Annotated in this window: 26 protein-coding genes; 17 read left to right on the plus strand and 9 right to left on the minus strand. The window is 70.8% G+C overall.

Annotation, left to right across the window (positions count from 1 at the left end):
• Positions 1–60: 60 nt before the first annotated feature.
• Positions 61–672, minus strand: a complete 612-nt coding sequence (locus EP26_RS05425; RefSeq protein WP_043336679.1) for a Maf family protein — start codon at positions 670–672, stop codon at positions 61–63.
• Positions 669–1,562, minus strand: a complete 894-nt coding sequence (locus EP26_RS05430) for a pyruvate, water dikinase regulatory protein (protein WP_043336681.1) — start codon at positions 1,560–1,562, stop codon at positions 669–671. Before EP26_RS05430 ends, EP26_RS05425 begins: the two co-directional genes overlap by 4 nt.
• 312 nt (positions 1,563–1,874) lie before the next feature.
• Between EP26_RS05430 and hemE the strand changes: the two genes are divergently transcribed.
• The 6 genes from hemE (at position 1,875) to EP26_RS31675 (ending at position 7,510) form a co-directional block, all read left to right on the plus strand.
• The gene (gene hemE / locus EP26_RS05435) at positions 1,875–2,933 is read left to right on the plus strand and encodes a uroporphyrinogen decarboxylase (protein WP_043336682.1); all 1,059 of its coding nucleotides are present in this window, start codon (positions 1,875–1,877) and stop codon (positions 2,931–2,933) included.
• A 187-nt stretch (positions 2,934–3,120) separates the two neighbouring features.
• Positions 3,121–4,197 carry a ferrochelatase gene (gene hemH / locus EP26_RS05440; RefSeq protein ID WP_043336684.1) on the plus strand — a complete coding sequence of 359 codons (1,077 nt, stop codon included), beginning with the start codon at positions 3,121–3,123 and terminating at the stop codon, positions 4,195–4,197.
• Positions 4,197–4,847: an HAD family hydrolase gene (locus tag EP26_RS05445; RefSeq protein WP_043336687.1), complete on the plus strand. Its 651-nt coding sequence runs from the start codon at positions 4,197–4,199 to the stop codon at positions 4,845–4,847. The genes hemH and EP26_RS05445 overlap by 1 nt, the downstream gene beginning before the upstream one ends.
• A gap of 3 nt (positions 4,848–4,850) precedes the next feature.
• Positions 4,851–5,432 (plus strand): MORN repeat-containing protein, encoded by a 582-nt coding sequence (locus EP26_RS05450; protein WP_043336688.1) that lies wholly within the window; start codon positions 4,851–4,853, stop codon positions 5,430–5,432.
• 4 nt (positions 5,433–5,436) lie between these two features.
• Positions 5,437–5,889, plus strand: a complete 453-nt coding sequence (hemJ, locus tag EP26_RS05455) for a protoporphyrinogen oxidase HemJ (RefSeq protein ID WP_043336690.1) — start codon at positions 5,437–5,439, stop codon at positions 5,887–5,889.
• Positions 5,890–6,043: 154 nt separating this feature from the next.
• Positions 6,044–7,510: a DUF2231 domain-containing protein gene (locus EP26_RS31675; RefSeq protein WP_052388831.1), complete on the plus strand. Its 1,467-nt coding sequence runs from the start codon at positions 6,044–6,046 to the stop codon at positions 7,508–7,510.
• On the opposite strand, the gene def is transcribed toward EP26_RS31675, so the two are convergent.
• Positions 7,507–8,085, minus strand: coding sequence for a peptide deformylase (def, locus tag EP26_RS05465; protein ID WP_043336691.1), 579 nt, complete (start codon positions 8,083–8,085; stop codon positions 7,507–7,509). The two genes, EP26_RS31675 and def, sit on opposite strands and share 4 nt — an antisense overlap.
• Positions 8,086–8,401: 316 nt before the next feature.
• Here def and rho point away from each other — a divergent pair, with 316 nt between their 5' ends.
• From rho to EP26_RS05485, 4 genes are all read left to right on the plus strand, one after another.
• A complete protein-coding gene (rho, locus tag EP26_RS05470) occupies positions 8,402–9,676 on the plus strand; it encodes a transcription termination factor Rho (RefSeq protein WP_043336915.1) in 1,275 nt (424 codons plus the stop codon).
• A gap of 53 nt (positions 9,677–9,729) precedes the next feature.
• Positions 9,730–10,299, plus strand: a complete 570-nt coding sequence (locus EP26_RS05475; protein ID WP_043336693.1) for an HD domain-containing protein — start codon at positions 9,730–9,732, stop codon at positions 10,297–10,299.
• Between the two features lie 312 nt (positions 10,300–10,611).
• Positions 10,612–11,598: a Bug family tripartite tricarboxylate transporter substrate binding protein gene (locus EP26_RS05480; protein ID WP_052388832.1), complete on the plus strand. Its 987-nt coding sequence runs from the start codon at positions 10,612–10,614 to the stop codon at positions 11,596–11,598.
• Positions 11,598–12,344, plus strand: a complete 747-nt coding sequence (locus EP26_RS05485; RefSeq protein ID WP_043336694.1) for a GNAT family N-acetyltransferase — start codon at positions 11,598–11,600, stop codon at positions 12,342–12,344. The genes EP26_RS05480 and EP26_RS05485 overlap by 1 nt, the downstream gene beginning before the upstream one ends.
• Here the strand turns inward: EP26_RS05485 and EP26_RS05490 are convergent.
• The 3 genes from EP26_RS05490 to EP26_RS05500 are packed head-to-tail and all read right to left on the minus strand — an operon-like array spanning position 12,331 to position 14,799.
• A complete protein-coding gene (locus EP26_RS05490; RefSeq protein ID WP_052388833.1) occupies positions 12,331–13,239 on the minus strand; it encodes a LysR family transcriptional regulator in 909 nt (302 codons plus the stop codon). The two genes, EP26_RS05485 and EP26_RS05490, sit on opposite strands and share 14 nt — an antisense overlap.
• Positions 13,240–13,297: 58 nt before the next feature.
• The gene (locus EP26_RS05495) at positions 13,298–14,266 is read right to left on the minus strand and encodes a quinone oxidoreductase family protein (RefSeq protein WP_043336696.1); all 969 of its coding nucleotides are present in this window, start codon (positions 14,264–14,266) and stop codon (positions 13,298–13,300) included.
• A complete protein-coding gene (locus EP26_RS05500) occupies positions 14,263–14,799 on the minus strand; it encodes a methylated-DNA--[protein]-cysteine S-methyltransferase (RefSeq protein ID WP_052388834.1) in 537 nt (178 codons plus the stop codon). The genes EP26_RS05495 and EP26_RS05500 overlap by 4 nt, the downstream gene beginning before the upstream one ends.
• A 104-nt stretch (positions 14,800–14,903) precedes the next feature.
• Between EP26_RS05500 and EP26_RS05505 the strand changes: the two genes are divergently transcribed.
• The 7 genes from EP26_RS05505 to EP26_RS05535 are packed head-to-tail and all read left to right on the plus strand — an operon-like array spanning position 14,904 to position 21,298.
• The gene (locus EP26_RS05505) at positions 14,904–15,263 is read left to right on the plus strand and encodes a (2Fe-2S) ferredoxin domain-containing protein (protein WP_043336697.1); all 360 of its coding nucleotides are present in this window, start codon (positions 14,904–14,906) and stop codon (positions 15,261–15,263) included.
• Positions 15,256–16,557, plus strand: a complete 1,302-nt coding sequence (gene mnmE / locus EP26_RS05510) for a tRNA uridine-5-carboxymethylaminomethyl(34) synthesis GTPase MnmE (RefSeq protein WP_043336699.1) — start codon at positions 15,256–15,258, stop codon at positions 16,555–16,557. Before EP26_RS05505 ends, mnmE begins: the two co-directional genes overlap by 8 nt.
• Before the next feature lies 1 nt (position 16,558).
• Complete coding sequence (locus tag EP26_RS05515; RefSeq protein WP_043336701.1) at positions 16,559–17,173, plus strand: hypothetical protein; 615 nt, start codon at positions 16,559–16,561, stop codon at positions 17,171–17,173.
• 22 nt (positions 17,174–17,195) lie between these two features.
• The gene (gene mnmG / locus EP26_RS05520) at positions 17,196–19,067 is read left to right on the plus strand and encodes a tRNA uridine-5-carboxymethylaminomethyl(34) synthesis enzyme MnmG (RefSeq protein WP_043336704.1); all 1,872 of its coding nucleotides are present in this window, start codon (positions 17,196–17,198) and stop codon (positions 19,065–19,067) included.
• Positions 19,064–19,672, plus strand: coding sequence for a 16S rRNA (guanine(527)-N(7))-methyltransferase RsmG (gene rsmG, locus EP26_RS05525; protein ID WP_043336706.1), 609 nt, complete (start codon positions 19,064–19,066; stop codon positions 19,670–19,672). Before mnmG ends, rsmG begins: the two co-directional genes overlap by 4 nt.
• A complete protein-coding gene (locus EP26_RS05530) occupies positions 19,641–20,459 on the plus strand; it encodes a ParA family protein (RefSeq protein ID WP_245624300.1) in 819 nt (272 codons plus the stop codon). Before rsmG ends, EP26_RS05530 begins: the two co-directional genes overlap by 32 nt.
• A complete protein-coding gene (locus EP26_RS05535; protein ID WP_043336707.1) occupies positions 20,456–21,298 on the plus strand; it encodes a ParB/RepB/Spo0J family partition protein in 843 nt (280 codons plus the stop codon). Before EP26_RS05530 ends, EP26_RS05535 begins: the two co-directional genes overlap by 4 nt.
• A 64-nt stretch (positions 21,299–21,362) precedes the next feature.
• Here EP26_RS05535 and holA read toward each other — a convergent pair whose 3' ends face one another.
• From holA to leuS, 3 genes are read right to left on the minus strand one after another with little or no spacing between them, the layout of a single operon-like run.
• Positions 21,363–22,382: a DNA polymerase III subunit delta gene (gene holA / locus EP26_RS05540; RefSeq protein ID WP_043336708.1), complete on the minus strand. Its 1,020-nt coding sequence runs from the start codon at positions 22,380–22,382 to the stop codon at positions 21,363–21,365.
• Positions 22,382–22,945 (minus strand): LPS assembly lipoprotein LptE, encoded by a 564-nt coding sequence (lptE, locus tag EP26_RS31680; RefSeq protein ID WP_052388835.1) that lies wholly within the window; start codon positions 22,943–22,945, stop codon positions 22,382–22,384. The genes holA and lptE overlap by 1 nt, the downstream gene beginning before the upstream one ends.
• Positions 22,911–25,529 (minus strand): leucine--tRNA ligase, encoded by a 2,619-nt coding sequence (leuS, locus tag EP26_RS05550; RefSeq protein ID WP_043336709.1) that lies wholly within the window; start codon positions 25,527–25,529, stop codon positions 22,911–22,913. The genes lptE and leuS overlap by 35 nt, the downstream gene beginning before the upstream one ends.
• Between the last annotated feature and the right edge of the window lie 37 nt (positions 25,530–25,566).

Here is a 25,566-nt window from a genome sequence, read left to right on the forward strand (position 1 = left end):
AGGGCACTCACAAGATCGTGTGACTTCACCTTGTCGTCAATATACGATCGGAGGGAACCCTTACCCGATCAGCACTCCATGCTGCCGCAGGAAGCCGAGCAGCGGCAGCAGCGGCAGGCCGAGGATGGCGCTGTGCTCGCCCTCCACCGCATCGAACAGCTGTACCCCGAGCCCCTCCAGCCGGTAGGCCCCGACCGACCCGAGCACCGCCTCGCCTTCGGCCGCCAGATAGGCGTCGAGGAATTCCTCGGAGAAGTCGCGCATGGTCAGCCGTGGCCGCGCCAAGTGCTGCCAGACCCGCTGCCCGCCGCGCCAGCAGACCATGGCCGTCATCAGCTCATGCGGCCGCCCGCGCAGCGCCAGCAGTTGCGCCCGCGCCGCCGCCATGTCCGGGGGCTTGTCGAACCAGCGGCCCTCGCAGACCAGCATCTGGTCGGCGCCGATCACCAGCGCCTCCGGGTTGCGCCGGGCGAGGCGCTGCGCCTTGGCTTCGGCCAGCAGCATCGCCGCCTCGCCGGGTGCGATGCCCTCGGCGCGCGCACTCTCCTTGATCGCCGCCTCATCGACCGCCGCCGCCTCGGCCGTGAAGCGCAGCCCCGCCGCCGCCAGCACCGCCCGCCGCGCCGAGGAGGCGGTGGCGAGGATGAGGGCTGGCGCCTCCCGCTGGATCATGACGCACCTCCGCCGAGCACCGCCGCCGCCGGGTCCGCCGGCGCATGTGCCGCCGCCTCCCCGCGCCGGGCGTGCCAGGCATCCATCAGTTGCAGGACCGTCGCCGCCGTCTCCTCGATGCTGCGGCGGGTCACGTCGATCACCGGCCAGCCATGCTGGTTGCAAAGCCTCCGGGCGGAGAGGATTTCCGCCTTCACGCTGTCATGGTCGATATAGTCGTTGGTGTCCTGCCGCACGCCGTCGGCGCCGATCAGCCGCAGCCGGTGCCGGCGGATCTCGATCAGCGCATTGGTCTCGATGGTCAGCCCCACTACCGGGCAGGGCGAATCCGCCAGTTCCGGCGGCAGCGCCGCGCCGGGGACGATCGGCACATTGGCCGCCTTGATCCCCCGGTTCGCCAGGTAGAAGCAGGTCGGCGTCTTGCTGCTGCGCGAGACGCCGACGAGGCAGACATCCGCCTCATGGATGCCCGCCGTCCCCTGCCCGTCGTCATGCGCCAGCACGTAGTGCATGGCGTCGATCCGGCGGAAATAGTCTGCATCCATCACATGCTGCGCCGCCCGCTTCTCCCTGGCCCGCGCGCCCAGCTGCCCCTGCAGCAGGTCCACCACCTGGTCCAGCACCGAGAGGCAAGGGACGCCGAGGCGCATGCAGGCCTCCTCCAGCGCCAGCCGCAGGCTCTTGTCGACCAGGGTGAAGAGCACCGGCCCCGGCTCGTGGTCGAGCCCCTCCAGCACCCGGTCGAGCTGCAGGCGGGAGCGGATGAGGCTCCAGCGATGGTGCACCACATGATGGTCCTCGAACCGCGCCAGCGTCGCCCGGGCGATCGAATTGAGCGTCTCGCCCGTGCTGTCGGAGACCAGGTGCAGGTTGACGGTTCTGTGGGGCATCCCGGGAGAATAGCGCACGCCGCTGGGGACGAAGTGGAAAACTCAAGGCCGAACGCCGCCTACGGTGGATGGAGGGGGTGACTCCGCACATAGCGCACAGGCGGGAGAGGATTCCCGACTGAGTCGGCCGACTCCGGGACGGCGGGGGATTCACCCAACGGAGTCAGCGAGTCGCCGACTCAGTCGGTCGTGGACAGGCCTGTGGATGGAATCCGGAGTAATTGCCTCCACAGCATCCACAGGCCCTATCACCACTGCATCCTTTCAAGACTCTTGTTTTCTTGCGAAGGGTAGGGCTCCAGGGAGGAAGGCATGCCAAGTGTGAGCGAAGATCCGAGTCAGAAGCCCCTGCTCCGCGCCCTGGCTGGCGAGGCCGTCTGGCCGCCGCCGATGTGGCTGATGCGGCAGGCCGGCCGCTACCTGCCCGAGTACCGCGAGATCCGCGCCCAGGCCGGCGACTTCATCGCCCTCTGTACCGCGCCGGCAATGGCCGCCGAGGTCACCCTCCAGCCGATCCGCCGCTACGGCATGGACGGCGCCATCCTCTTTTCCGACATCCTCATGGTGCCCTGGGCCATGGGCCAGCCGCTCCGCTTCGCCGAGGGCGAGGGGCCGGTGCTGGAGCCGGTGCGCGACGCCGCGGCGATCAACCGGCTCGACCCCTCGGTCTGCGCCGCCAATGCCGCGCCGATCATCGAGACGGTGCGCCTCGTTCGCGCCGGGCTGGCCGAGGAGGCGCCGCGCACCACGCTGATCGGCTTCGCCGGCAGCCCCTTCACCGTCGCCTGCTACATGGTCGAGGGTCATGGCAGCCGCGACTTCGCCGCCGCGCGCGGCATGGCCTATGGCGACCCGGCCCTGTTCGGCCGGCTGATCCGCATCCTGGTCGATGCCAGCGCCGACTATCTCTGCGCCCAGGCCGACGCCGGGGCCGAGGCGCTGATGCTGTTCGACAGCTGGGCCGGGCTGCTGGCGCCGAGCCAGTTCCGCCGCTGGGTGATCGAGCCGACGGCGAGCCTGGTGCGGGCCATCCGCAAGCGCCACCCGGCGATCCCGCTGATCGGCTTCCCCCGCCTCGCCGGGCCGATGCTGGTGGAATATGCCCAGCGCACCGGGGTGCAGTGCCTCGGCATCGACACCTCGATGGATTTGCGCTGGGCCGCCTCCGCCGTGCCGCCCTCAATGTGCCTCCAGGGCAACCTCGACCCGCTCTCCCTGGTCACCGGCGGCATGGCGCTGGAGACGGAGGCCCGCTCCATCCTGGGTGCCATGCGCGGTCGCCCCTTCATCTTCAACCTCGGCCACGGCATCGAGAAGGTGACCTCCCCCGATAACGTGTCCGCCTTGGTCCGGCTGGTCCGTACCGGCTGACTCGAGGGTTCCAAGGGCCCTTCGGCCCTTGGCGGGAGGAGCTTGAGGAGGGCAGCGCCCTCCTCAATGTCCGGGATTTGCCCGCCTGGGTAATTCCCCCCGCCCCCGCTTTGCTCTAACCCCCAGCTTGACCCGCTGGCGAACCGGCCAAATCTGCGGGCCTGGATCTTGGGCTCGGGGAGTTTCGATGCAGCGGGTGGCGGTGGTGCTGTTCAATCTCGGGGGGCCGGATGCGCCGGACAGCGTGCGCCCGTTCCTCGAGAACCTGTTCACCGACCCGGCCATCCTGCGGGTGCCCGGCTTCATCCGCCCATGGCTTGGCCGCTTCATCGCCAAGCGGCGCACCCCCGCGGCTTCGGAGAACTACGCCATCCTCGGCGGCCGCTCGCCCTTGCTGGAGCTGACCGAGGCCCAGGCCCGCGATCTTGAGGCGGAGCTGAACGCCGCCGGCGGCGCCGAGTACCGCTGCTTCATCGCCATGCGCTACTGGCACCCGATGAGCGACGCCGCAGCGCGGGCCGTCCGCGACTGGGGCCCGGACCGGGTGCTGCTGCTCCCCCTCTACCCCCAGTATTCGACGACGACGACCGGCAGCAGCGTCACCGCCTGGGACGAGGCCGCCGCCCACGCCGGCCTCGCCGTGCCGACCAAGACGCTGTGCTGCTACCACTCCGACCCGGCCTTCGCCGCGGCGACGGCCGCCGCCGTGCGCACCGCCTACGACTCCGCCCGCGCTGCCCTGGCGCCGGAGGTGCCGCTGCGCATCCTCTTCTCTGCCCATGGCCTGCCGGAGAGCATCGTCAAGCGCGGCGACCCCTATCAGTGGCAGGTGGAGCAGAGCGTCGCCGCCGTGGTCGAGCGCCTGGGGATCGAGGGGCTGGACCACTCGATCTGCTACCAGTCCCGCGTCACGCCGCAGAAATGGATCGGCCCGAGCACCGAGCTGGAGCTGGAGCGTGCCGCCCATGACAAGGTGGCGGTGCTGGTCTGCCCCATCGCCTTTGTCTCCGAGCATTCCGAGACGCTGGTGGAACTCGACGTCGAATACCGGGAGGAGGCGGAGCGCCTCGGCGTTCCCGGCTATTTCCGCGTCCCCGCCCAGAACAGCGACCCGGGCTTCATCGCCGCGTTGCGCGACCTGGTCCGCCGCGCCGAGGCCGATGAGCGGCCGCTCTGCAGCTTCGCCGGCGCCCGACAATGCCCGAAGCCCTTCGGCGACTGCCCCCATGCCCGGGCCCGCGCCCGGACCAGGGAACTCGCCTGATGCGCCCCGCCGCCGTCCTGTTCGACTGCGACGGCGTGCTGGCCGATAGCGAGGGGCTGGTGAACCGCCTGGTGGCCGAGGCGATCACCGCTCAGGGCTGGTCCCTCTCCGCCGAGCAGGCGCGCGAGACCTTCCTCGGCATGGCCCTGCCGGCGATGCTGCCCGTCATCGAGGCCCGCTGCGGCCGCCTACCGCCCGACTGGGGCGGGGCGCTCACCCGCCGCATCCTCACCGCCGTGACCGAGGAGGTGGAAGCCATCCCCGGCGCGCCCGCCGCCGTCGCCGCCGCCTCGGCCGCCGGGCTGCCGCTCGCCGTCGCCTCCAACTCCACCCGCGGCGAGCTGCGGGCGAAGCTGGCCCGGCTCGGCCTCGCCCGCTATTTCGGCGAACGCGTCTTCACCTTCGAGGACGTGCCCCGGCCCAAGCCCGCCCCCGACATCTACCGCGCCGCCGCCGCCGCCTGCGGGGCCGCCCCGGAGGATTGCGTGGTGGTCGAGGACAGCCTGCTCGGCGCCCGGGCCGGGATCGCGGCGGGCTGCCGCGTGTTGGGCTTCACGCGGGACACGGAGGCGGCCGTGCTGGCCGCGGTCGGCGCCCGGCCCTTCGCCGACATGGCGGAGCTGCCGGCCCTGCTGGGAATCGAGGAGTAACCCATGATCGGACGCGGAATTGTGGCCGCCGCGGCGGCGCTGCTGCTGATGGCCGCCGGCGACCCGCCCGAGGCGGAGCGGATGGTCCCCGGCGGCCGCGCCGGCTGGGTGACGGACCCGCAGAGCCGCTGCTGGCTCTGGGCTGGCGGCATCGAGCCGGGCGCGACCGACATCGTCGCCGACTGGAACGGCGCCTGCCCCGAAGGCCCCGCCGAGGGCCCCGGCCGCGCCATCGTCACCTGGCAGAGCCGCGGCGAGACCCGCCGCATGGACTACCAGGGCGACATCGTGCGCGGGAAGAATGACGGCCGTGGCAAGCTCACCATCACCGAGGGCGGCCGGGTGGTGAGCGAGGAGGAGGGCGTCTTCCACGACGACCGGCTGGTGGAGGGCCGCCTCGCCCTGCCCCGCCTCGGCATCGAATTCGAGGGCAGGCTCCGCGCCGGCCACCCGCAGGGTCCCGGGCGGCTCAGCGTGCAGGGCCGCGTCTTCCAGGGCGACTGGGTGAATGGCTGCCTGCAACAGGGCGACAACTGGGTCGCCTTCACCCGCCCGGTCGAGAGCTGCGCGGGCCAGGATACCTGACGCCGTGACCATCGACTTCCTGGCGCCGCTCTACCCCTGGACCAAGGCCTTCCACCTGATCGCCGTCATCGCCTGGATGGCGGCGCTGCTCTACCTGCCGCGCCTTTATGTCTACCACAGCCAGGTGCCCGTCGGCGGGCCGCAGAGCGCGCTGTTCCAGACCATGGAGCGGCGGCTGATGCGCGGCATCATGAACCCGGCGATGATCGCCGTCTGGCTGCTTGGCCTGACCCTGGTGCTGACGCCCGGCGTCATCGACTGGCGGGCCGGCTGGTGGCACACCAAGCTGCTCTCGGTGCTGCTGATGAGCGGCTTCCACGGCCACCTCTCCGCCGCCCGCCGCCGCTTCGCCGCCGATGAGCGGCCGAAGAGCGAGCGCTACTGGCGCATGGTGAACGAGGTGCCGGCGGTGCTGATGGCGATCATCGTCATCATGGTGATCGTGAAGCCCTTCTGATCCGCGGCCTCGGCTCTGCCGGCCCGTTGCCCCCGGCCATCGCTTTCGGCGCGTCCCGCCCGTGTCGCGGCGAACCGCCGGAGCTCGGGCGCATTGAGCCATGGCCGCGGCGGACCGCGCGGCCGCCCGACGGGCGCGACGACGAGGGCACCGCATGACATCTCCCCGCTTCGCCAGGGCCGCCAATGCGGCGATCGGCCGGATCGAGGCCACCGCCTCGCTCGACACCCCGAGCCACGCGATCGAGACCGCGATGGCCCGCCCGGCGCAGATCGCCGGCCGCCCCGCGGGCAGGATCGGCGATGCCCTGCACGGCACCCGCTACGGCCACCCCGTCCACCCGATGCTGGTTACCATCCCGATCGGGACCTGGACGCTCGCTTTCGGCCTCGACCTCCTGGCGGCGCTCGGCGCCCGGTCGAATGGCGCCGCGCGGGCCGCGGACATCGCGCTGAAGGCCGGCGCCGCGGGCGCCGTGGCCGCGGCGGCGACGGGCCTCGCGGACTGGCAGCACACCAATGGCCGCGACCGCCGGGTCGGCCTGGTCCACGCCCTCGTCAACAGCACCGCGCTCGGCCTCACCCTTGCCTCGATCGGCCTCCGCAGCCGCGGGCGGCGGCGGGAGGGAAGGCTGGCCAGCGCCGCCGGCTGGGCCTGCATGGTCGTCGGCGGCTATCTCGGCGGGCACATGGTCTATCGCCGCCGCATCGGCGTCGACCATGCGGACCGCAGCCCGGAGCCCCGCGACTTCGCGCCCGTGCTGCCGCTTGCCGAACTGGAGGAGAACCGGCCCCGCCGGGTCGAGCTCCGCGACGAGAACGCCCGACAGGACATCGGCATCGTCCTCGTCCGCCGCGGCGGGCGCGTGCATGCGATGGGGGCGCGCTGCTCCCATCTCGGCGGCCCGCTGGACCAGGGCTGGGTGCTCGGCAACGCGCTCGTCTGCCCCTGGCACGGCTCGAGATACGACCTGGAGACCGGCTGGCCGGAGAGCGGCCCCTCCACCTGCCCGCAGCCGCGCTACGAGACCCGCCTGCGGGACGGCATCGTCGAGATCAGGCGGGAACAGGAGCCGGGCGACGAGATCGTCACCGCCGCCGACCTGCCGCCCGTGCCGCGTGACGCCGCGCCGGGCGGGGGCCGGAAGGCCGACGAGGTGCTGACCGAGCACCACCAGCTGATCCGCCGGCTGTTCGAGACCATCGAGGCAACCCCGCGCCACCAGCCGGAGCGCCGCGACCTGATGCGGACCCTCGCCTCCGAGCTCGAGATCCACGAGCATGTCGAGGACCACCTCTTCTACCCGGCGGTCCGGCCGGTCAGCGAGGATGTCGCCATCGCCCATTCCGAGCACCGCCAGCTGGCCGACCTGCTCGCCATGACCCTGAAGCTCGACACCGCCAGCCCCGAATTCGAGGAGCACCTGCGGGCCCTGCATGCCGCGGTGGACCATCATGCGGGATCGGAGGAGCGGTCCATGTTCCGCGAGGCCCAGCGCCTTGGCGAGCCCCGCCTGCGCGAGCTGGGCCAGGCGCTGGAGGCGATGATCGAGCAGCAGCGGACCAGCCGTTTCCAGCGGGCCTTCCGCGACCTCAAGATCCGGCTGCTGGAGGGGGTCTAGGCGGCGAAGCTCGCCCACTCCCTGCGGATCTCCTCCATCCGCGCCGACAGCTCCTCCGCGCGGCCGATCTCCTCCATGAAGCCCATCGGCCGGAAATCCGCCATGCGCATCGGGTAGAGGATGCCGTCCAGGTGGTCGTACTCGTGCTGGACGACGCCGGCATGGAAGCCCGTCACCTCGGCCGCGACGGGCTGGCCGTCGCAATCGACGCCGGAGTAGCGGATGCGCATGAAGCGCGGCACCGCGGCGCGCAGGCCGGGGATGGAGAGGCACCCCTCCCACCGCATCTGCCGCTCATCGCCTACCGGCTCGATCACCGGGTTGATGACGACGGTATTGCCCACCACCGCATCCCCCGCCGCCCCGGTCGAGCGCTGCGGCTGCACCCGGAAGACGAAGAGCCGCAGCGGCACATGCACCTGCGGCGCCGCGAGCCCCGCCCCCGGCGCATCCTCCATGGTGTCGAACATGTCCCGCACCAGGCGGCGGATCTCGAGCGCGCCGGGGTCGGCGACGGGCCGGCAGCGTTCGAGCAGGACAGGGTGGCCCATGCGGGCGATCTTCAGGACGGCCATGGGTGGAGCCTATCAGCCTGCGCGCGGCCGGCGAGACTTGACCTCGGCCGGCAAATACCCCATCTCAACCGTTGACGGCCAGCGATCCGGTCCTATACGGTTCGGTCCGCTTCCTCGGGGCATATGGCGCGCCCGCGCCCGGTGCCTCTCTCCCTCCTTCCTTCCTCGGGACATCGCCGGCCCTTGGCCCCGGCCCCTCTATCCAGGGTCCGTGTTCATGGCACAGGCGGAAGGGCCGGACTTATGGCGCGCCATGCGCCGCGATGCCGGCCTCATTGGGACCGTCCTGTCCCCTCGCATCCGGACGCACCGCGCCATGCATCTTTCCGAACTCAAGGCCAAGAGCCCCGCCGAACTCCTTTCCTTCGCCGAGGAGCTTCAGGTCGAGAACGCCTCGTCCCTGCGCAAGCAGGACATGATGTTCGCCATCCTCAAGCAGCTCGCCGAGAACGACCAGGCGATCTTCGGCGAAGGCACGCTCGAGATCCTGCCGGACGGCTTCGGCTTCCTCCGCAGCCCGCAGGCGAACTTCCTCCCCGGCCCGGACGACATCTACATCTCGCCCGCCCAGGTGCGCCGCTTCGGCCTGCGCACGGGCGATACGGTGGAGGGCCAGATCCGCGCCCCGAAGGACGGCGAGCGCTACTTCGCCCTCCTCAAGGTCAACGCCATCAATTTCGAGCCGCCGGAAGCGCTGCGTCACCGGATCAATTTCGACAACCTGACGCCGCTCTACCCCAACCGCCGCCTCAAGATGGAGAACCCGGATGCGGAGGCGGTCGCCAAGGGTCCGTCCAAGGACTACACCCACCGCGTCATCGACCTGATCGCGCCGATCGGCATGGGCCAGCGCGCCCTGGTCGTCGCCCCGCCGCGCACCGGTAAGACGGTGATGCTGCAGAACATTGCCAAGTCGATCACCGCCAACCACCCCGAGGTCTTCCTCATGGTGCTGCTCATCGACGAGCGGCCGGAGGAAGTCACCGACATGGCCCGCACCGTCCGCGGCGAGGTCGTGGCCTCCACCTTCGACGAGCCGGCGACGCGCCACGTCCAGGTGACGGAGATGGTGCTCGAGAAGGCGAAGCGCCTGGTCGAGCACAAGCGCGACGTGGTGATCCTGCTGGATTCCATCACGCGCCTCGGCCGCGCCTACAACAGCGTCGTCCCCTCCTCCGGCAAGGTGCTGACCGGCGGCGTGGACGCCAACGCCCTGCAGCGGCCCAAGCGCTTCTTCGGCGCCGCCCGCAACATCGAGGAAGGCGGGTCGCTCACCATCATCGCCACGGCGCTGATCGACACCGGCAGCCGCATGGACGAGGTGATCTTCGAGGAGTTCAAGGGCACCGGCAACTCGGAGCTCGTGCTCGACCGCAAGCTCTCCGACAAGCGCACCTTCCCGGCGATCGACATCACCAAGTCCGGCACCCGCAAGGAGGAGCTGCTGGTGGATCGCGCCACGCTCGCCAAGATGTGGGTCCTGCGCCGCATCCTGAACCCGATGGGCACCCAGGACTCGATGGAGTTCCTGCTGGACAAGCTGAAGTACAGCAAGACCAACCAGGACTTCTTCGACGCGATGAACACCTGACGCAAAGGGGGGCGAAAGCCCCCCTTCTGCTATCCGCCACCCGGGGAGACAGAATGACCCGCGAGGTCGAACCGTTGGCCACCATCCTTCGCGCCGCCAGCTTCGCCGCCCGCGTCCATGCGACCCATCGCCGCAAGGGCGCCGCCGCCGAGCCCTATGTGAACCATGTGCTGGAGGTGGCCGCCATCCTCGCCGCTGCCGGCGCCCCACCCGCCGCCATCATCGCCGGGCTGCTGCACGACACCGTCGAGGACAGCGACGCCGACCCGGTGCCCACCACCCTCGGCATGCTCGAAGCGGCCTTCGGCCCTGAGGTCGCCGCCATCGTCGCCGAGGTCTCGGACGACAAGTCGCTGCCCAAGGAAGTCCGCAAGGGCCTGCAGATCCGCCACGCCGCCCACGCCTCGGATGCTGCGAAGCAGGTGAAGCTGGCCGACAAGATCGCCAATCTCCGCACCATGCAGAGCAGCCCGCCCACCGGCTGGGACCATGGCCGCCGCCTCGAATATGTCGGCTGGGCCGGCCGCGTCGCCGCCGGCGCCAAGGGCGTCAACCCCGCGCTCGATGCGCTGTCCGACGAGACATATCGCCACGCGGTCGCCCGCCTGGCGGAAGAAGCCTGAGAAAGGAAGGAAATCCGGGACGCCGGCCGGCTTGGGGGGTCTGATCCCAGGCCGCATGGAGGGGGGGGAGCGGCCCGGAACTGCTCAACCGGCGTCCCGTAGCCAGAACATGGCACGTCTCGGCCGTAATTGTGAGTCATCAGTTAATGACAGTGGCGATAGCAGCATTGTCGTGATGGCATGGTGCAGACGACGAACCGACGATCCTCCCCCAATGAGGTTGTGACCCGCCGCGCAATTCCTGCCGGCCGGCCCCTGGCGCCGCGATGCGCGAGGCGCCATGGTGCGCGCCCTTCGCCCCGGGAGATCCGAATGTCCCACCAGGCCCCCCTGGCCCTGCCCCGCCGCGCGCTGCTCGGCAGCCTCCTCGCCGCTCCGATGCTGGCTCCCACCCTGGCCCGGGCCCAGCCCGCCTTCCCCACCCGCCCGGTCTCGCTGATCGTCCCCTTCCCCCCCGGCGGCACCACCGACGTGGTGATGCGCGCCCTGGCCGAAGGCGCCTCCCGCCGCCTGCCGCAGCAGATCATCATCGACAACAAGCCCGGCGCAGCGAACACCCTGGGCGCCGCGGCCGTCGCCCGCGCCCGGCCGGACGGCTACCTGCTCACCCAGCTCCCCGCCTCCGCCATCCGCGTCCAGCTTCTGCAAAAGCTGCCCTACGACACGCTGCGCGACTTCACCCCGATCGTCAGCGTGACCGGCTACACCTTCATGGTGATCGCCAAGGCCGGCCGCTTCCCCAATGGCTGGGCGGACTTCGTCGCCGAAGCCCGCCGCCGCCCCGGCCAGCTCGCCTTCGGCTCCACCGGCGCCAACGGCACGCCGCATGTCACCATCGCCGAACTGGCGGCGAAGGAAGGCATCGAGCTGATCCACGCCCCCTTCCGCGGCGATGCCGACGGCTCCCAGGCGCTGCTCGGCGGGCATATCGATATCATGGCCGGCGGCTCCGGCCTCGGGGCGCTGGCCGATGGCAACCAGGCGACCATCCTCAACGTCTGGAATGCGGAGCGCCTGCCCCGCTGGCCCAGCGCGCCGACGCTGCGGGAGCTCGGCTACGACATGGTGGTGACGACGCCCTTCGGCATCGTCGCCCCCGCCGGGCTCGACCCGGCGGTGACGCGCACCCTGCACGATGCCTTCGCCGCCGCGCAGAAGGCCGAGGAGTTCCGCACCCTCCTCGCCCGCTACGACATGCCCGACGAATACCGCGACAGCGCCGGCTACGCCGCCGACATCCGCACGACCGTCGCGCGGGAGGAAGCGCTGATCCGCCGCCTCAACCTCACCGCCGGCTGATGGGGGCCGGGACCGCGGCGCTGGAGCGGGCCTGCCTCACCGCCCTGCCCGCGCCGCGCCAGGCCTTCGACGGGCCCTTCGTGGCGAAGCTCTTCCTCGGCGGCACGGGGCGCGGCAATGCGGTGAGCTCGCTCGACCCCGCGCCCGATGCGGACCTCGCCGCCCGCATCCTTCGCATCGAGGCGCTCTACGCCCGGCATGGCCTGCCCTGCCGCTTCCGCCTGACGCCACTCGACCCGCCCGGCCTCGAGCCGCTGCTGGCGGCCCGCGGCTACGCCGAGGGCGAGGAGACCATCGTCCATGCCGGTCCCCTGTCCGCCCGGCCGGACCCGGCCGCCCACCGCCTCGATGGCCCCGAGCCCGCCTGGATGGCCGTCGTATCGACCGCCGAGTACCAGACCGAGGCCCGCCGCGCCGAGAAGCTCCGCATGCCGGACCTTTTCGCCGTCCCCGCCGGCTGGTTCATCCTGCGGGAGGACGGCGTGGAGGCCGCCTGCCTCCTCGCCGTCGCGGACGGCCCCTGGTGCGGCATCTTCGACCTGGCGACGCACCCCGAACTCCGCCGCCGCGGCCTCGGCGAGCGGCTGATCCGCGCCGCCGCCCATTGGGCCGGCGGCCTCGGTGCCACCCGCCTCTGGGCCCAGGTGGCCTCGACGAACACTGCCTCCCTCGCTCTGCAACGCCGCGTCGGGCTGGCGGAGGCCTATCGCTACCGCTACCGGATCCGGCCCGTCACCGCGCCCTGAGCCGCGGCTCCGCCGTCGCCTTGGCGACCAGGATATCGAGCACCGCCCGCACCCGCCTCGGCAGGTTGTGGGTCGAGGGCCAGGCGGCATGCACGTCGCGCGGCTCCGCCCGCCAGCCCGGTAGCACGGGGACGAGCCGCCCTGCCTCCACCTCCTCCGCCACGCCCCAAGGCGCCAGCAGCGCGATGCCGAGCCCGGCCCGCGCCGCCAGATGCGTGGTATCGACGCTGTCCGCGCTGAAACCCCCATGCGTCTCGATCGAGGCGCTGCGCCCCTCCGGCCCGTCGAGCGTCAGCAGGCTGTTCATCCGCCCCGCCGTCAGCCGGCAGAATTCGTGCTGCGCCAGCTCCTCCGGCGTCTCCGGCATGCCGCGGCGGCGCAGGTAGTCGGGCGAGGCGAAGAGCGCGAAGTCGATCCGCCCCAGCTTGCGAACGATCAGCGACTGCTCGCGGATCGGCCCGAAGCGGATGGCGAGGTCGATGCCCTCGCCGATCAGGTCCACCTGCTTATGGTCGAGCCGCACATCGAGCGAGACGGCCGGGTTCGCATGCAGGAAATCCGTCAGCCAGGGCAGCACCACCGCGTTGAAGAAGGCGGCGACGCAGGCGATGCGCACCGGCCCGGCGAGCGAGGCCTGCGCCCCGCGCAGGCTGGCCTCCGCCTCCTCCAGCCGGTCGAGGATGCTGACCGCCTCGGCATGGAAGGCCTGTCCCGCCTCGGTGGCGGTGAGGCCGCGCGGCGAGCGCAGCAGCAGCGGCACGCCGAGGCGCCCCTCCAGCTCGCCGATGATGCGGGAGACGCTCGGCTGGCTCATCGCCAGGTCGCGGGCGGCGCGGGTGATGTTCCCGGTCTCCACCACGCGCCGGAAGACCGAGAGCTGCTGCAGCTTGTCCATGGGCCGGAAAATTTCCTGCCGCAATCAATCCGGCAGAAACATGCTCCGTTGAGAAAAGCTAAACCGTAAAGACCGTGCTGCCGGTCGTCTTCCGGCTCTCCAAGGCCCGATGTGCTTCGGCGGCATCCTTCAGCGCGAAGGTCTGGTTGACGGCGATCTTCACGCCTCCGGACTTGACCACCTCGAACAGATCGTTCGCCGTCGCCACCAGGTCGTCGCGCTTGGCGGTGTAGGTGTTGAGCGTCGGCCGGGTGACGTAGAGCGAGCCCTTGGCCGCCAGCACGCCGAGATCGGTCGTGACCGGCCCCGAGGCATTGCCGTAGCTGATCATCAGCCCGAAGGGCCGCAGGCAGTCGAGCGAGGTGGTGAAGGTGTCCTTGCCGACGCTGTCATAAACGACGGGCAGCATCGCCCCGCCGGTGATCTCGCGCACCCGCGCCGGGATGTCCTCGCTCGTCAGCAGCGCATGGTCGGCGCCGAGCGAGGTGATGAGCTTCGCCTTCTCCGGCGTCGAGACCACGCCGATCACGGTCGCGCCCAGATGCTTCGCCCACTGCACCAGGATGCTGCCGACGCCGCCGGCCGCCGCATGCACCAGGATGGTCTCGCCCGCCTTCACCGCATAGGTGCGCTTGACGAGGAACTGCGCCGTCATCCCCTGCAGCATCATCGCCGCTGCCTGAGTGAAGTCGATCCCGTCGGGAATCTTCACCAGCCGGTCCGCCGGAGCGCAGCGTGCCTCCGCATAGGCTCCGAGCGCGCCGGCATAGGCCACGCGGTCACCGACCTTCAACTCTGTCACGCCATCGCCCACCGCCTCGACCACGCCGGCGCCTTCCATGCCGACGGTCACCGGCATGCTCGGCGCCTTGTAGAGGCCGGTGCGGAAATAGACGTCGATATAGTTCAGCCCGACCGCATGATGGCGGACCAGCACCTCGCCCGGCTTCGGGTCGGGCAGCGGCACCTCTTCCCAGATCAGCCTCTCGGGGCCGCCGTGCTCGTGGACGCGGATGGCATGGTTCATCGGAGGGTTCCTTGCGACGCCGTCGGTGAAGGGGGTGTCCGAAACAGCGGAAGCGTTGCCGCTTCCTCGCGCGAAATCCCGCGGGCTTCAAGGGCCAGCAGGAAACGTTTGGTCACGATCCCGCCCTCCCCCGAATAGCCGCCAATTCCACCGCCCGCCGCGACGACACGGTGGCAGGGAATGATGATCGGGATGGGGTTGGCACCATTCGCCTGGCCGATGGCCCGCGGCGAGCCGCAGCCGATCTCCCGCGCGATGTCGATATAGCTGCGCGTCTGCCCCGGCGGGATGCGGCACAGCGCCGCCCAGACGCTCTGGCGGAAGGCGCTGCCCTGCGGCGCCAGCGGCAGGTCGAACAGTACGCGCTTGCCGTCGAAGTAGTCGTGCAGCTGTGCCGCTGCCTCGCGCAGCACCGGCGTCGGCGGCGGGTTGTCGATGCCATGGGCCCGGCCCCAGTCGAGGGCCAGGATGGCGCCATCCTCCTCGAAGACGGTGATCTCGCCGAGGGGCGTATGCAGGGTCAGGTGCGGCATGGGGGCAGCATGGCACACCGCGGCCGGGGCGTCGTCAAGCACGGCCCTGGCCGCCAGGGGGCGCCGTCGCTACATGAAGGACGAGCTTCAGGACGCCCCTCCCCATGGCCGATATCGCCGACCCGCCGCCCTTTTTCCGCGCCCATGTCTTTGTCTGCAACAACCGCCGCCCTGATGGTCATCGCCGCGGCTCCTGCGCCGCCCGCGGCAGCGATGCGCTGCGCGACTACATGAAGGCCCGCGCCAAGGAACTCGGCCTCGCGGGCGTCCGCATCAACCAGGCCGGCTGCCTCGACCGCTGCGAATTCGGCCCCGCCATGGTCATCTACCCCGAAGGCATCTGGTACCGCCCGCAAACCCGCGAGGATATCGACGAGATCCTCACCGCTCATCTTCAGGAAGGCGGCCGCGTTCCTCGCCTGATGCTGACGGAGAAGGACATTCCGCCGCCCAAGAATGCATGACGACATCATCTTCGCCCTGGCCTCCGGCCCCGGCCGGGCCGCCGTGGCCGTGCTCCGCCTCTCCGGCCGCGGCACCGGCGCCACGGTAGAGGCCCTGGCCGGCCGCCTGCCCCCACCTCGACACGCCTCCCTCCGCCGCCTGCGCCACCAGGGCGAGTTGCTGGATGAGGCGCTTGTCCTCTGGTTCCCCGGCCCGGCCAGCTATACCGGCGAGGACAGCGTCGAGCTTCACCTCCATGGCGGCCCCGCCATCCTCGCCGGCGTTGCCGAAGCCCTGGTCGCCCTCGGCGCCCGCCCCGCCGAGCCCGGCGAGTTCACCCGCCGCGCCTTCCTCAACGCCAGGCTGGACCTGACTGCCGCCGAAGGCATCGCCGACCTCATCGCCGCCGAGACCGCAGGCCAGCGTCGCCAGGCCCTTCGCCAGGCCGGCGGTGCCCTCGCCACGCTCTATGGCGGCTGGACGCAGCGCCTGACCGCGCTCCTGGCCCGCCAGGAGGCCTTCATCGAGTTCGAGGAGGAAGACCTCCCCCACGACCTCGACGACGCCGTCGCCACCGCCGCCGCGGCGCTGCGTACCGAGATCGCCACCCACCTCGCCGATGGCGGCCGCGGCGAGCGCCTGCGCGAGGGGCTGCACATCGCCATCCTCGGTGCGCCCAATGCCGGCAAATCCTCCTTGTTGAACGCCCTGGTCGGCCGCGACACCGCCATCGTCTCCGCCCGCGCCGGCACGACGCGCGACGTGGTGGAAGCCCGCGTCGACTTCGCCGGCATCCCCGTCACCCTGGCCGACACCGCCGGCCTCCGCGATGCCACCGACGAGATCGAGGCCGAGGGTATCCGCCGCGCCCGGCGCCGTGCCGAGGAAGCGGACCTCCTCCTCCTCCTCTTCGCCGCAGACCAGCCACCGGATGCCGAAACCCTCGCCTGGCGCCGCCCTGACGCCCTGATCGTCCTCAGCAAATCCGACCTAGGCGCAGCCGCGCCCGGCCTCGATGGCCTGCCCATCTCCGTCCGCACCGGCGAAGGCCTCCCCGCCCTTCGCGCCCGTCTCGAGGCCGAAGCCTTGGCCCGCGCCGGCACCACCGGCGAGACCCTGCTGACCCGCCCCCGCCACCGTGCCGCCTTGCAGGACGCCCTCGCCTGGCTCGACACCCTGCCCTCCGCCCCTCTCCCCGAACTCCGCGCCGAAGCCCTGCGCGCTGCCCTCCGCGCCATCGGCCGCATCACCGGCCGTGTGGGCGTCGAGGCCGTGCTGGACGTTGTCTTCAGCGAATTCTGCATCGGAAAATAAGATGGACGACGACCTCCGCGCCGCCTGGACCCGCCACGCCGCTGCCCGCCAGCGCTTCCTGGAGATGGCCGCCCGCGCCCTCCCACCGGCCAAGCTCGCCGACCAGGCCCGCCGCCTGGGCCTGCAACTCGACCGGGAGCTCGCCCAGGTCGGCGATGAGGAACTGGCTTACGCCATCGACCTCGCCATCTACGCCGCACCGCCTGGCCGCAGCCGTGCCATCGACCGCATCGCCCGCCAGCACGCCCGCCTGAACACCGAGGCCGCCCTCGTCCTCAACGCCCTCAGCCATGCCTGGCTTTCGGTCTTCCGCGTCGAGGACACCCACCCCGATGGCGGCCTGCTGCTGGAGGACACGCTGCTCGGCGGCCAAGTCTGGGCCCTCGACGAAGGCCTCGCTGAAGCGGCCGAACCCGGCAGCCTCGTCGCCACCCGCCTCGGCCGCGTCCAGGGCTATGCCATCACCACCGGCGTCCACTTGGTCCTAGACGATCCCACCCTCGCCAGCATCCGCGACGTGCTGAACCGCAGCGGCCTTGCCCCCGCCGACTTGCTGGAGGACACCCGCTTCACCGAGAACCTCTGGCGCCGCGCCTTGGGCTTCGGCCCAGCCTGAGATTTGGTGCTATACGCCCCGCATGTTCGACACGACATGCGATGTGGTGGTCATCGGCGGCGGCCATGCCGGCTGCGAGGCCGCGGCCGCCGCCGCCCGCTGCGGCGCCCAGACCCTGCTGCTGACCCACCGGCTCGACACCATTGGCGAGATGTCCTGCAACCCGGCCATCGGCGGCATTGGGAAGGGGCATCTGGTCCGCGAGATCGACGCGCTCGACGGCCTCATGGCCTGCGCCGCCGACGCCGCCGGCATCCACTTCAAGCTGCTCAACCGCAGCAAAGGCCCTGCCGTCCGTGGCCCCCGCGCCCAGGCCGACCGCCGCCTGTACCGCCAGGCGATGCAGGCCCTGCTGCGCGCCACCCCCAACCTCGACCTTCTGGCCGAAGCGGCCGAAGACCTCATCTTCGACCCCACCGGCCGCCTTGCCGGCGTGCTGACGGCTACCGGCCGCCACATCGGCGCCGCGGCAGTGGTCATCACCACCGGGACCTTCCTCCGTGGTGAAATCCATATCGGCGAGCGCCGCATCCCCGCCGGCCGCACCGGCGAAGCGCCTTCGATCGGATTGGCGGACAGCCTCGACCGCCTCGGCCTGCCCCTTGCCCGGTTGAAGACCGGCACGCCCCCCCGCCTCGACGGCCGGACCATCGACTGGCAGGCGCTGGAAACACAGCCCGGCGACGACCCGCCCGAGCCCCTCTCCTGGCTGACCGAAGGCATCACGAACCGCCAGCTCGCCTGCGCCATCACCGCGACGACACCCGAGACGCATGCGCTGATCCGCGCAAACCTGCATCGCAGCGCCGTCTATGGCGGCCGCATCGCCGGCACCGGCCCGCGCTACTGCCCCTCGATCGAGGACAAGGTGGTCCGCTTCGCCGAGCGCCAGCGCCACCAGATCTTCCTCGAACCCGAGGGTTTGGAGGACGATACCGTCTACCCCAACGGCATCTCCACCAGCCTGCCGGAAGACGTCCAGGCCGCGCTGATCGCCACCATGCCCGGGCTGGAGCGGGCCCGCATCCTCCGCCCCGGTTATGCCATCGAATACGATTTCGTCGACCCGCGCTCCCTCCTGCCAACGCTCGAACTGCGCACCACCCCCGGCCTCTTCCTCGCCGGGCAGATCAACGGCACGACCGGCTATGAGGAAGCCGCCGCCCAGGGCCTCATGGCCGGCCTCAACGCTGCCTGCCGCGCCGCCGGCCCTACGCCCGACCGCATCCTCACCCGCGGTGAAGCCTATACCGGCGTCATGATCGACGACCTCGTGCTACAAGGCGTGACCGAGCCCTACCGCATGCTGACGGCCCGCTCCGAATACCGCCTGGCCCTGCGCGCCGACAATGCCGGCCTCCGCCTCACCGATCGCGGCCTCGCCTGGGGCTGCATCGGGTCGGATCGTGCCGCCATCCACGCCCGCTTCAAGTCCGATGTGGCGGAGGCCCTGGCCCGCGCCCGCCAGGATGGCCGGACGCCCACCCAATACGCCGCCTCTGGCATTGCCGTGAATCAGGACGGCCGCTGGCGCTCCGCTCTGGAGGCCCTGGCCCTTCCCGCCGTCTCCGCCGAAGCCGCCGAGCGCGTGTTTCCTTGGCTCCGCGAGCTGCCTCCCAAGGTCCGTGCAGAACTGGATGCTCAGGCCCTGTACGCTCCCTATCTGGAGCGCCAATCAGCCGAACTCCGTATGCTGGAGCGCGAGGAAAAGCTCGCTATCCCCACTGCCCTGGACTTCACCGACATCCCCGGCCTCTCGGCCGAGATGCGCCAGCGCCTCGCGGCCTCGCGCCCGGCCACGCTGGGCAGCGCCGGCCGCATCCCCGGCATCACGCCAGCAGCCCTCGCGGCCCTCGCCGTCCATCTCCGGCGTGCGGAGGCGCGTTTCACGTGAAACAAGAACTCCCGAGTGTTCCACGTGAAACGGAAGCGCCGCTGCGGGACTACCTCGCCCTGCTCCTCCGCTGGAACACCCGCATCAACCTTGTCGCCAGGGCCGATCCCGAGACGCTCTGGACCCGCCACTTCCTCGATTCCGCCCAGCTCGCCCCACTCTTGCCGGAGACACCCGGCCCCCTGGTCGATCTCGGCTCCGGCGCCGGCTTCCCTGGCCTCGTCCTCGCCCTGCTGACCGGCCGCGAAACCCACCTCGTCGAATCCGACCGCCGCAAATGCGCCTTCCTGCAGGAAGGCGCCCGCCTCCTCGGCCTTACTCAAGTGAAGATCCATTCCACCCGCATCGAAGACGCCCCCTTGCCCCCCGCCGTCATCCTCACCGCCCGCGCCCTCGCCCCCCTCCCCATCCTCTGCGGATACGCCCATCGCCTCCTTGCCCCGCACGGGATGGCCCTGTTCCCCAAGGGCCGAAGCGCCACAGAGGAATTGACGACCGCCGCCGTGGACTGGACTATGCGCACCGAGCGGTTCGGAAGCCGCACCGACCCCGATTCCACCATCCTCCGGCTCAGTGAGATTCGCCCTGTCAGCGCCCAAGCCTGACCGCGCCACGCCGCGCGTCATCGCCTTCGCCAACCAGAAGGGTGGCGTCGGCAAGACCACCACCGCCATCAACCTCGCCACGGCGCTCGCTGCCCAAAGCCGCGTCCTGCTGATGGACCTGGACCCGCAAGGCAACGCCTCCACCGGCCTCGGCATCGACCGCACCGCCCGCGGCGCCGGCACCTATGCGATGATGATCGAGGACAAGCCCCTCGCCGACGTGCTGCGCCCTACCCCCGTCCCCAATCTCAGCCTCATCCCCGCCGACAACGACCTTGCCGGCGCAGAAGTGGAACTGGTCGGCTTCGACGACCGGGAGCGCCGTCTCCGCCACATCCTCACCTCGGCCCCCGACGTCATCGGCGGCTTCGACTACATCTTCTTCGACTGTCCGCCTTCCCTGGGCCTGCTGACGTTGAATGCCCTGGTCGCCGCCCATGGCGTCCTGGTGCCCTTGCAGACGGAATTCTTCGCCCTCGAAGGCGTCAGCCAGATCACCAAGACCATCGACCGCGTCCGCCGCGCCCTGAACCCCGCCCTCACCCTCGAGGGCATCGTGTTGACCATGTATGACCGCCGCAACAACCTCTCGGAGCTCGTGGCCCAGGATGTCCGCGGTTTCTTCAAGGACAAGGTGTTCGAGACCGTGATTCCACGGAATGTTCGAATCAGCGAGGCGCCCTCGCATGGCCTGCCCGTCAGCCTCTACGACGCCCGTTCGCCCGGCGCCCAGGCCTATGCCTCCCTGGCCTCTGAACTCCGCCGCCGCGAAGGGTCTGCCGCATGAAATCCCCCCGCCTCGGCCGCGGCCTCTCCGCTCTCCTCGGTGACGCCCCCGCCCCAGCCCCCGCCATCGGCGAAGCCCTGCGCACCCTCCCCATCGAAAAGCTGGAGCCCGGCCCCTTCCAGCCCCGCGGCCCCATGGAACCCGCTGCCCTCCAGGAACTGGCGGAAAGCATGCGGGAGCATGGCGTCCTCCAGCCGATCCTGGTCCGCGAGAAGCCTGGCCAGGCGGGCCACTACCAGATCATTGGCGGCGAGCGCCGCTGGCGCGCTGCCCAGCTCGTCCCCCTGCACGAAGTCCCCGTCGTCATCCGCGACCTCGGCGACCGCGAAGCCATGGCGGCCGGCCTGGTCGAGAACCTGCAACGCCAGGACCTCAACGCCCTTGAGGAGGCCGATGGCTACCGCCGACTGCTGGAGGAATTCGGCCTCACCCAGGACAAGCTCGGCCAAGCTGTCGGCAAGAGCCGCAGCCATGTCGCCAACACGCTTCGCCTGCTTGCCTTGCCCGACCGAGTGCGGGAGCTGCTGCGCGACGGCGCGCTCACGGCAGGTCACGCCCGCGCCCTGTTGACCGCCCCCGACCCCATCGGCCTCGCCTTGCAGATCGTCGACCGCGGCCTCAACGTCCGTCAGGCCGAAGCCCTCGCCGCTGCCAAGCCCCGCGAACCCGCCGGGCGGCCCGCCCGCGCCGAGCCCGAGGTCGCAGCTCTGGAACGCGAATTATCAGAACGCCTCGGCCTCCGTATCGCCATCCGCAGCACCGGCCGCGGCGGCCAGGTCACCATCGCCTACCGCGACCTCGACCAGCTGGACGGCCTGATCCGCCTTTTACAGGCCTAAGCTAGCGGTTTCCAAAAGCCTTTCGGCCTTTGGCGGGAGGAGTTTGAGGAGGGCAGAGCCCTCCTCAACGCCGCGCCGCCGCCTGCCTCGCCAGCCCGGTGACAGCATTCCGTGCCACAACCTCGCTCGGAATCCCCGTCGTCTTCGTCCGTCGCTCGGCCTTAAGCAACGCCGCTCCCGCCGCCTCCAGCGCCTCCGGCCGCCACAACCGCAGCGCCCGTTCGAAGGCCGGCTTGTGCCGGAAGAAGACCGGCGGCCGCAGCCCATCCACAGCCGCCGACGCCGCCGCGCCACCCGCCACGGCGAGCGAGGCCAGGTGCAGCCGCTGCACATGCCTGAGCGCCGCCCGCACCACCTGCACCGCATTCGCCCCTTCGGCGAAGGCCGTAGCCAGCGCCCGATCGGCCACCGCCGTCTCCCCGGTCATCGCCGCCATCAGCGCCTCCTCCAGGTCGAGCGCAGAGCCCTCGGCGACGCAGGCCAGCACATCCTCCGGCGTCACCCGCCCGCCGGCCCCGACGAAAAGCGCCAGCTTCTCCAGCTCCCGGCGCAGCAGCATCCGGTCCTCGCCCAGTCGCTGCGCCATCCATTCGATGGCCGCCGGCTCGGCCGAGACACCCAGCTCCTGCAGGATCTGCCCGATGGAGCCAGCCAGCTCGGCCCCCCGCTCCCGGTAGCAGGCGATCACCGCCCCTTGCGCCGACCCTTCGACAGCTTTGTAAAGCGCGCTACTGGTCCTGAGCTCCGGCGCTTCCAGCACGACGAGCCCCGGCCCCGGCCCCGCCAGCGCCGCCTTGGCCGCCGCCACCGGCCCCGCTCCGTCGCCAATCTCCCGGACCCGGACGAGGCACCGCCCTCCGGTCAGCGGCGAGCTGGCAGCCTCGGCGGCGAGCTGCCCCGGGCTGCGCAATGCCTCCCGCCCCAACTCCACCAGCCGCAGCGCATCGCCTTCCGTCACGCGCCGCACCAGCGCCTCGGCCCGCTCGCGGATCAGCCCAGGGTCGTCGCCATGCAGCAGCACCACCCGGCACCCGCCGGGGTCGGTGAGGAAAGCCCCCACCCGCCTCGCATCGAGCTTCGCCATCAGCCCGTCGCCTGCACTTCCTTCTGCCGGCGCAGCGCCATCGCCACCTGCCGCGAAACCTCATCGGAGAGGTCATCCATCAGCCGCGCCAGCGCCGCATCGCGCGAAGTATCGGCCGAGAAGAATTGCAGGTCCGGGATGTTGAAGGAGTCGATGGTTCGGTACGGTATGCCCGAAGCTGCGATCCGCTGCGGCGGCATGGCGATGGTATTGAGGTTCCAGCTGCCGTTGAGGATGAAGCGGATGCGCGTCGGCGTCCCATCCCGCCGGTAGCCGAGAATCTCGGACCCCAGATCGACATTGACGTTCAGCAGGTAGCGCGCCGGCGTCCCCGGCACGCTCTCCTCCATCCGCCGCTGCAGGCTCCGGCGCAGAAGCTGCCCCGTGCGGTCGTAGAGCGGCCCGATCCGCACCGCGGCCAGCTCCGCTTCCAGCTCCGCCTCGCTGCCGTCCGCGGCCGTGATCGGCCCATAGAGCGGGCGGAATCCGCAAGCCGAGAGGCCAAGCAGCCCCCCGAGCAGCCCGCGCCTAAACCACGAAATTGACGACACGTCCCGGGACATGGATGCGCTTCCGGATGGGGCGGCTGGCGATGGAACGCTGCACGTTCTCCTCCGCCTCGGCCAGGGAGAAGATCATAGCCTCATCGGCCTCGGCCGGCACCTCGATCGTTGCGCGCAGCTTGCCAAGCACCTGCACGGCCAGCGTCAGCGTCTCCGCCTTCAGCAGCGCCGGGTCGGCCTCCAGCCATGGGAGATCGGCGACCATCGCCCCCTCCCCCGGCCGCAGCATCGACCAGAGCTCCTCCGCCAGATGCGGCATCATCGGCCCGGCGAGCCGCACCAGCGCCTCCAGCGCCTCGCGCCGCACCGCGCCATCCACCGCCCCCGCATCGCCCACCGCATTGGCGAATTCATGGATGCGCGCCACCGCGACGTTGAAGGCGAACCCCTCCAGCGCCTCGGTCACGGCCGCGATGGTCCGGTGCGTCGCCTGCCGCAGCTTCCGCGCCGCACCTTCGGCGCCCTCCACCGAAGCCCCCGCCGGCGGCAGCTCGCTCAGCGCGCCCGCCACCAGCCGATAGACCCGCTGCGTGAAGCGATAGGCCCCCGCCACGCCGCTCTCGGTCCACTCCATGTCCCGCTCGGGCGGGTTGTCGCTGAGGATGAACCACCGCGCCGTATCCGCCCCGTAGCGGCCGATGATGGCCCCCGGATCGACGGTGTTGCGCTTCGACTTCGACATCGCCTCGACGCGCCCGATGACCACCGGCGCATTGCCGCCCTTCAGCCGCGCCGTCCGCGTCCCATCGGCGGCCAGCGAGAACTCCACCTCTTCCGGGTAGAGCCACCGCCCATCGGCCGATTTGTAGCTCTCATGCGTGACCATCCCCTGGGTGAAGAGCCCGGCGAAAGGCTCCCGCACCGCCAGGTGCCCCGTCTCCCGCATGCCGCGCGTGAAGAAGCGGCTGTAGAGCAGGTGCAGGATCGCATGCTCAATGCCGCCGATATACTGGTCGACCGGCAGCCACCCATCGACCGCCTCCCGCACCACCGGCACCTCCGCCCGCGGCGAGCAGAAGCGCGCGAAATACCAGCTGCTGTCGACGAAGGTATCGAAGGTATCCGTCTCCCGCCGCGCCGCCTTGCCGCATTGCGGGCAATCGACATGCCTCCATGTCGGATGATGATCCAGCGGATTCCCCGGCCGCGAGAAATCCACGTCGTCCGGCAGCTTCACCGGCAGGTCCGCTTTCGGCACCGGCACCACGCCGCAAGCCTCGCAATGGATCACCGGGATCGGACAGCCCCAGTACCGCTGCCGCGACACGCCCCAGTCGCGCAGGCGCCAGTTGACGACGCCCGTCCCCTGCCCCTTGGCCTCCAGCGCCTCGATCGCCCGCCGCTTCGCCGCCGGCACGTCGAGCCCGTCGAGGAAGCCCGAGTTGAAGATCGTCCCGTCGCCCGTATAGGCCGCGTCCCCGAGCGCGAAGCTCCCCGCATCCGCCCCCGCCGGCAATACGACGGGCTTAATCGCCAGCCCGTACTTGCTGGCGAATTCGAAGTCCCGCTCGTCATGCCCGGGGCAGCCGAAGATCGCGCCCGTGCCGTATTCCATCAGCACGAAATTGGCGATCCAGACCGGGAAGCTGACACCCTCGAGGAAGGGATGCGCGACGCGGAAGCCGGTGTCGAAGCCGCGCTTCTCCGCCTGCTCGATCGCCGCCTCGCTCGTCCCCATCCGCCGGCACTCGGTGACGAACTCCGCCGCCGCCGGATCGCGCGCCGCGGCCGCCGCCGCCAGCGGATGCTCCGCCGCGACGGCCAGGAAGCTCATCCCGAACAGCGTATCCGGCCGCGTGGTGAAGACCTCCACCTCGTCGATGCCCGCCTGCGCCTCGGCCAGCCGGAAGCGCACCCGCGCCCCCTCGCTGCGGCCGATCCAGTTGGCCTGCATCGTCTTCACCCGGTCCGGCCAGCGCTCCAGCGTGCCGAGCGCCTCCAGCAGCTCTGGCGCAAACTTGGTGATGGCGAAGAACCACTGGCTGAGCTGCTTCTTCTCGACCAGCGCCCCGCTCCGCCAGCCCCGCCCGTCGATCACCTGCTCATTGGCGAGCACGGTGCCATCCACCGGGTCCCAGTTGACCCAGCTCTCCTTCCGCTCGACCAGCCCTGCCTGCCAGAAGTCGAGGAACAGCGCCTGCTGCTGCCCGTAATACTCGACATCGCAGGTGGCGAATTCCCGCGACCAGTCGAGCGACAGCCCCATGCGCTTCAGCTCCGCGCGCATGTTGGCGATATTGTCATAGGTCCACTTGCCAGGATGGATGCCGCGCTCCCGCGCCGCATTCTCCGCCGGCAGGCCGAAGGCGTCCCAGCCCATTGGGTGCATCACCTGATGCCCGCGCGCCCGCTTGTAGCGCGCCACCACATCGCCCAGCGTGTAGTTCCGCACATGCCCCATATGGATCTTGCCGCTGGGGTAAGGGAACATCTCAAGGACGTAGTATTTCGGACGGCTGCCGTCCGGCACGTCCGGCACGGCGAAGCATTGCCGCCGGTGCCATTCCGCCTGCCAGCGCGGCTCGGCGGCGGCGAAGTCGTAGCGGGTATCGGCGGGCGAAGTGGTGGTGCTGGCGTCGCTCATGGGGGACCGGATGCTCATCGGACTCAGGGAATAGGCT

Origin of the sequence: Belnapia moabensis DSM 16746 (assembly GCF_000745835.1) — a bacterium.
GTDB classification, from domain to species: Bacteria; Pseudomonadota; Alphaproteobacteria; order Acetobacterales; family Acetobacteraceae; genus Belnapia; species Belnapia moabensis.

Excerpts from the sequence above, each read along its gene's own strand:
- EP26_RS31675 (WP_052388831.1), top strand. The coding sequence starts at position 6,044 with ATGACATCTCCCCGCTTCGCCAGGGCCGCCAATGCGGCGATCGGCCGG.
- hemE (WP_043336682.1), top strand. The coding sequence starts at position 1,875 with ATGCCAAGTGTGAGCGAAGATCCGAGTCAGAAGCCCCTGCTCCGCGCC.
- EP26_RS05450 (WP_043336688.1), top strand. The coding sequence starts at position 4,851 with ATGATCGGACGCGGAATTGTGGCCGCCGCGGCGGCGCTGCTGCTGATG.
- leuS (WP_043336709.1), bottom strand. The coding sequence starts at position 25,529 with ATGAGCGACGCCAGCACCACCACTTCGCCCGCCGATACCCGCTACGAC.
- hemH (WP_043336684.1), top strand. The coding sequence starts at position 3,121 with ATGCAGCGGGTGGCGGTGGTGCTGTTCAATCTCGGGGGGCCGGATGCG.
- EP26_RS05505 (WP_043336697.1), top strand. The coding sequence starts at position 14,904 with ATGGCCGATATCGCCGACCCGCCGCCCTTTTTCCGCGCCCATGTCTTT.
- EP26_RS05475 (WP_043336693.1), top strand. The coding sequence starts at position 9,730 with ATGACCCGCGAGGTCGAACCGTTGGCCACCATCCTTCGCGCCGCCAGC.
- EP26_RS05480 (WP_052388832.1), top strand. The coding sequence starts at position 10,612 with ATGTCCCACCAGGCCCCCCTGGCCCTGCCCCGCCGCGCGCTGCTCGGC.
- EP26_RS05445 (WP_043336687.1), top strand. The coding sequence starts at position 4,197 with ATGCGCCCCGCCGCCGTCCTGTTCGACTGCGACGGCGTGCTGGCCGAT.
- rho (WP_043336915.1), top strand. The coding sequence starts at position 8,402 with ATGCATCTTTCCGAACTCAAGGCCAAGAGCCCCGCCGAACTCCTTTCC.
- EP26_RS05500 (WP_052388834.1), bottom strand. The coding sequence starts at position 14,799 with ATGCCGCACCTGACCCTGCATACGCCCCTCGGCGAGATCACCGTCTTC.
- EP26_RS05485 (WP_043336694.1), top strand. The coding sequence starts at position 11,598 with ATGGGGGCCGGGACCGCGGCGCTGGAGCGGGCCTGCCTCACCGCCCTG.
- EP26_RS05490 (WP_052388833.1), bottom strand. The coding sequence starts at position 13,239 with ATGGACAAGCTGCAGCAGCTCTCGGTCTTCCGGCGCGTGGTGGAGACC.
- EP26_RS05515 (WP_043336701.1), top strand. The coding sequence starts at position 16,559 with ATGGACGACGACCTCCGCGCCGCCTGGACCCGCCACGCCGCTGCCCGC.
- EP26_RS05430 (WP_043336681.1), bottom strand. The coding sequence starts at position 1,562 with ATGCCCCACAGAACCGTCAACCTGCACCTGGTCTCCGACAGCACGGGC.
- EP26_RS05495 (WP_043336696.1), bottom strand. The coding sequence starts at position 14,266 with ATGAACCATGCCATCCGCGTCCACGAGCACGGCGGCCCCGAGAGGCTG.
- EP26_RS05425 (WP_043336679.1), bottom strand. The coding sequence starts at position 672 with ATGATCCAGCGGGAGGCGCCAGCCCTCATCCTCGCCACCGCCTCCTCG.
- holA (WP_043336708.1), bottom strand. The coding sequence starts at position 22,382 with ATGGCGAAGCTCGATGCGAGGCGGGTGGGGGCTTTCCTCACCGACCCC.
- mnmG (WP_043336704.1), top strand. The coding sequence starts at position 17,196 with ATGTTCGACACGACATGCGATGTGGTGGTCATCGGCGGCGGCCATGCC.
- mnmE (WP_043336699.1), top strand. The coding sequence starts at position 15,256 with ATGCATGACGACATCATCTTCGCCCTGGCCTCCGGCCCCGGCCGGGCC.
- EP26_RS05535 (WP_043336707.1), top strand. The coding sequence starts at position 20,456 with ATGAAATCCCCCCGCCTCGGCCGCGGCCTCTCCGCTCTCCTCGGTGAC.
- lptE (WP_052388835.1), bottom strand. The coding sequence starts at position 22,945 with ATGTCCCGGGACGTGTCGTCAATTTCGTGGTTTAGGCGCGGGCTGCTC.
- def (WP_043336691.1), bottom strand. The coding sequence starts at position 8,085 with ATGGCCGTCCTGAAGATCGCCCGCATGGGCCACCCTGTCCTGCTCGAA.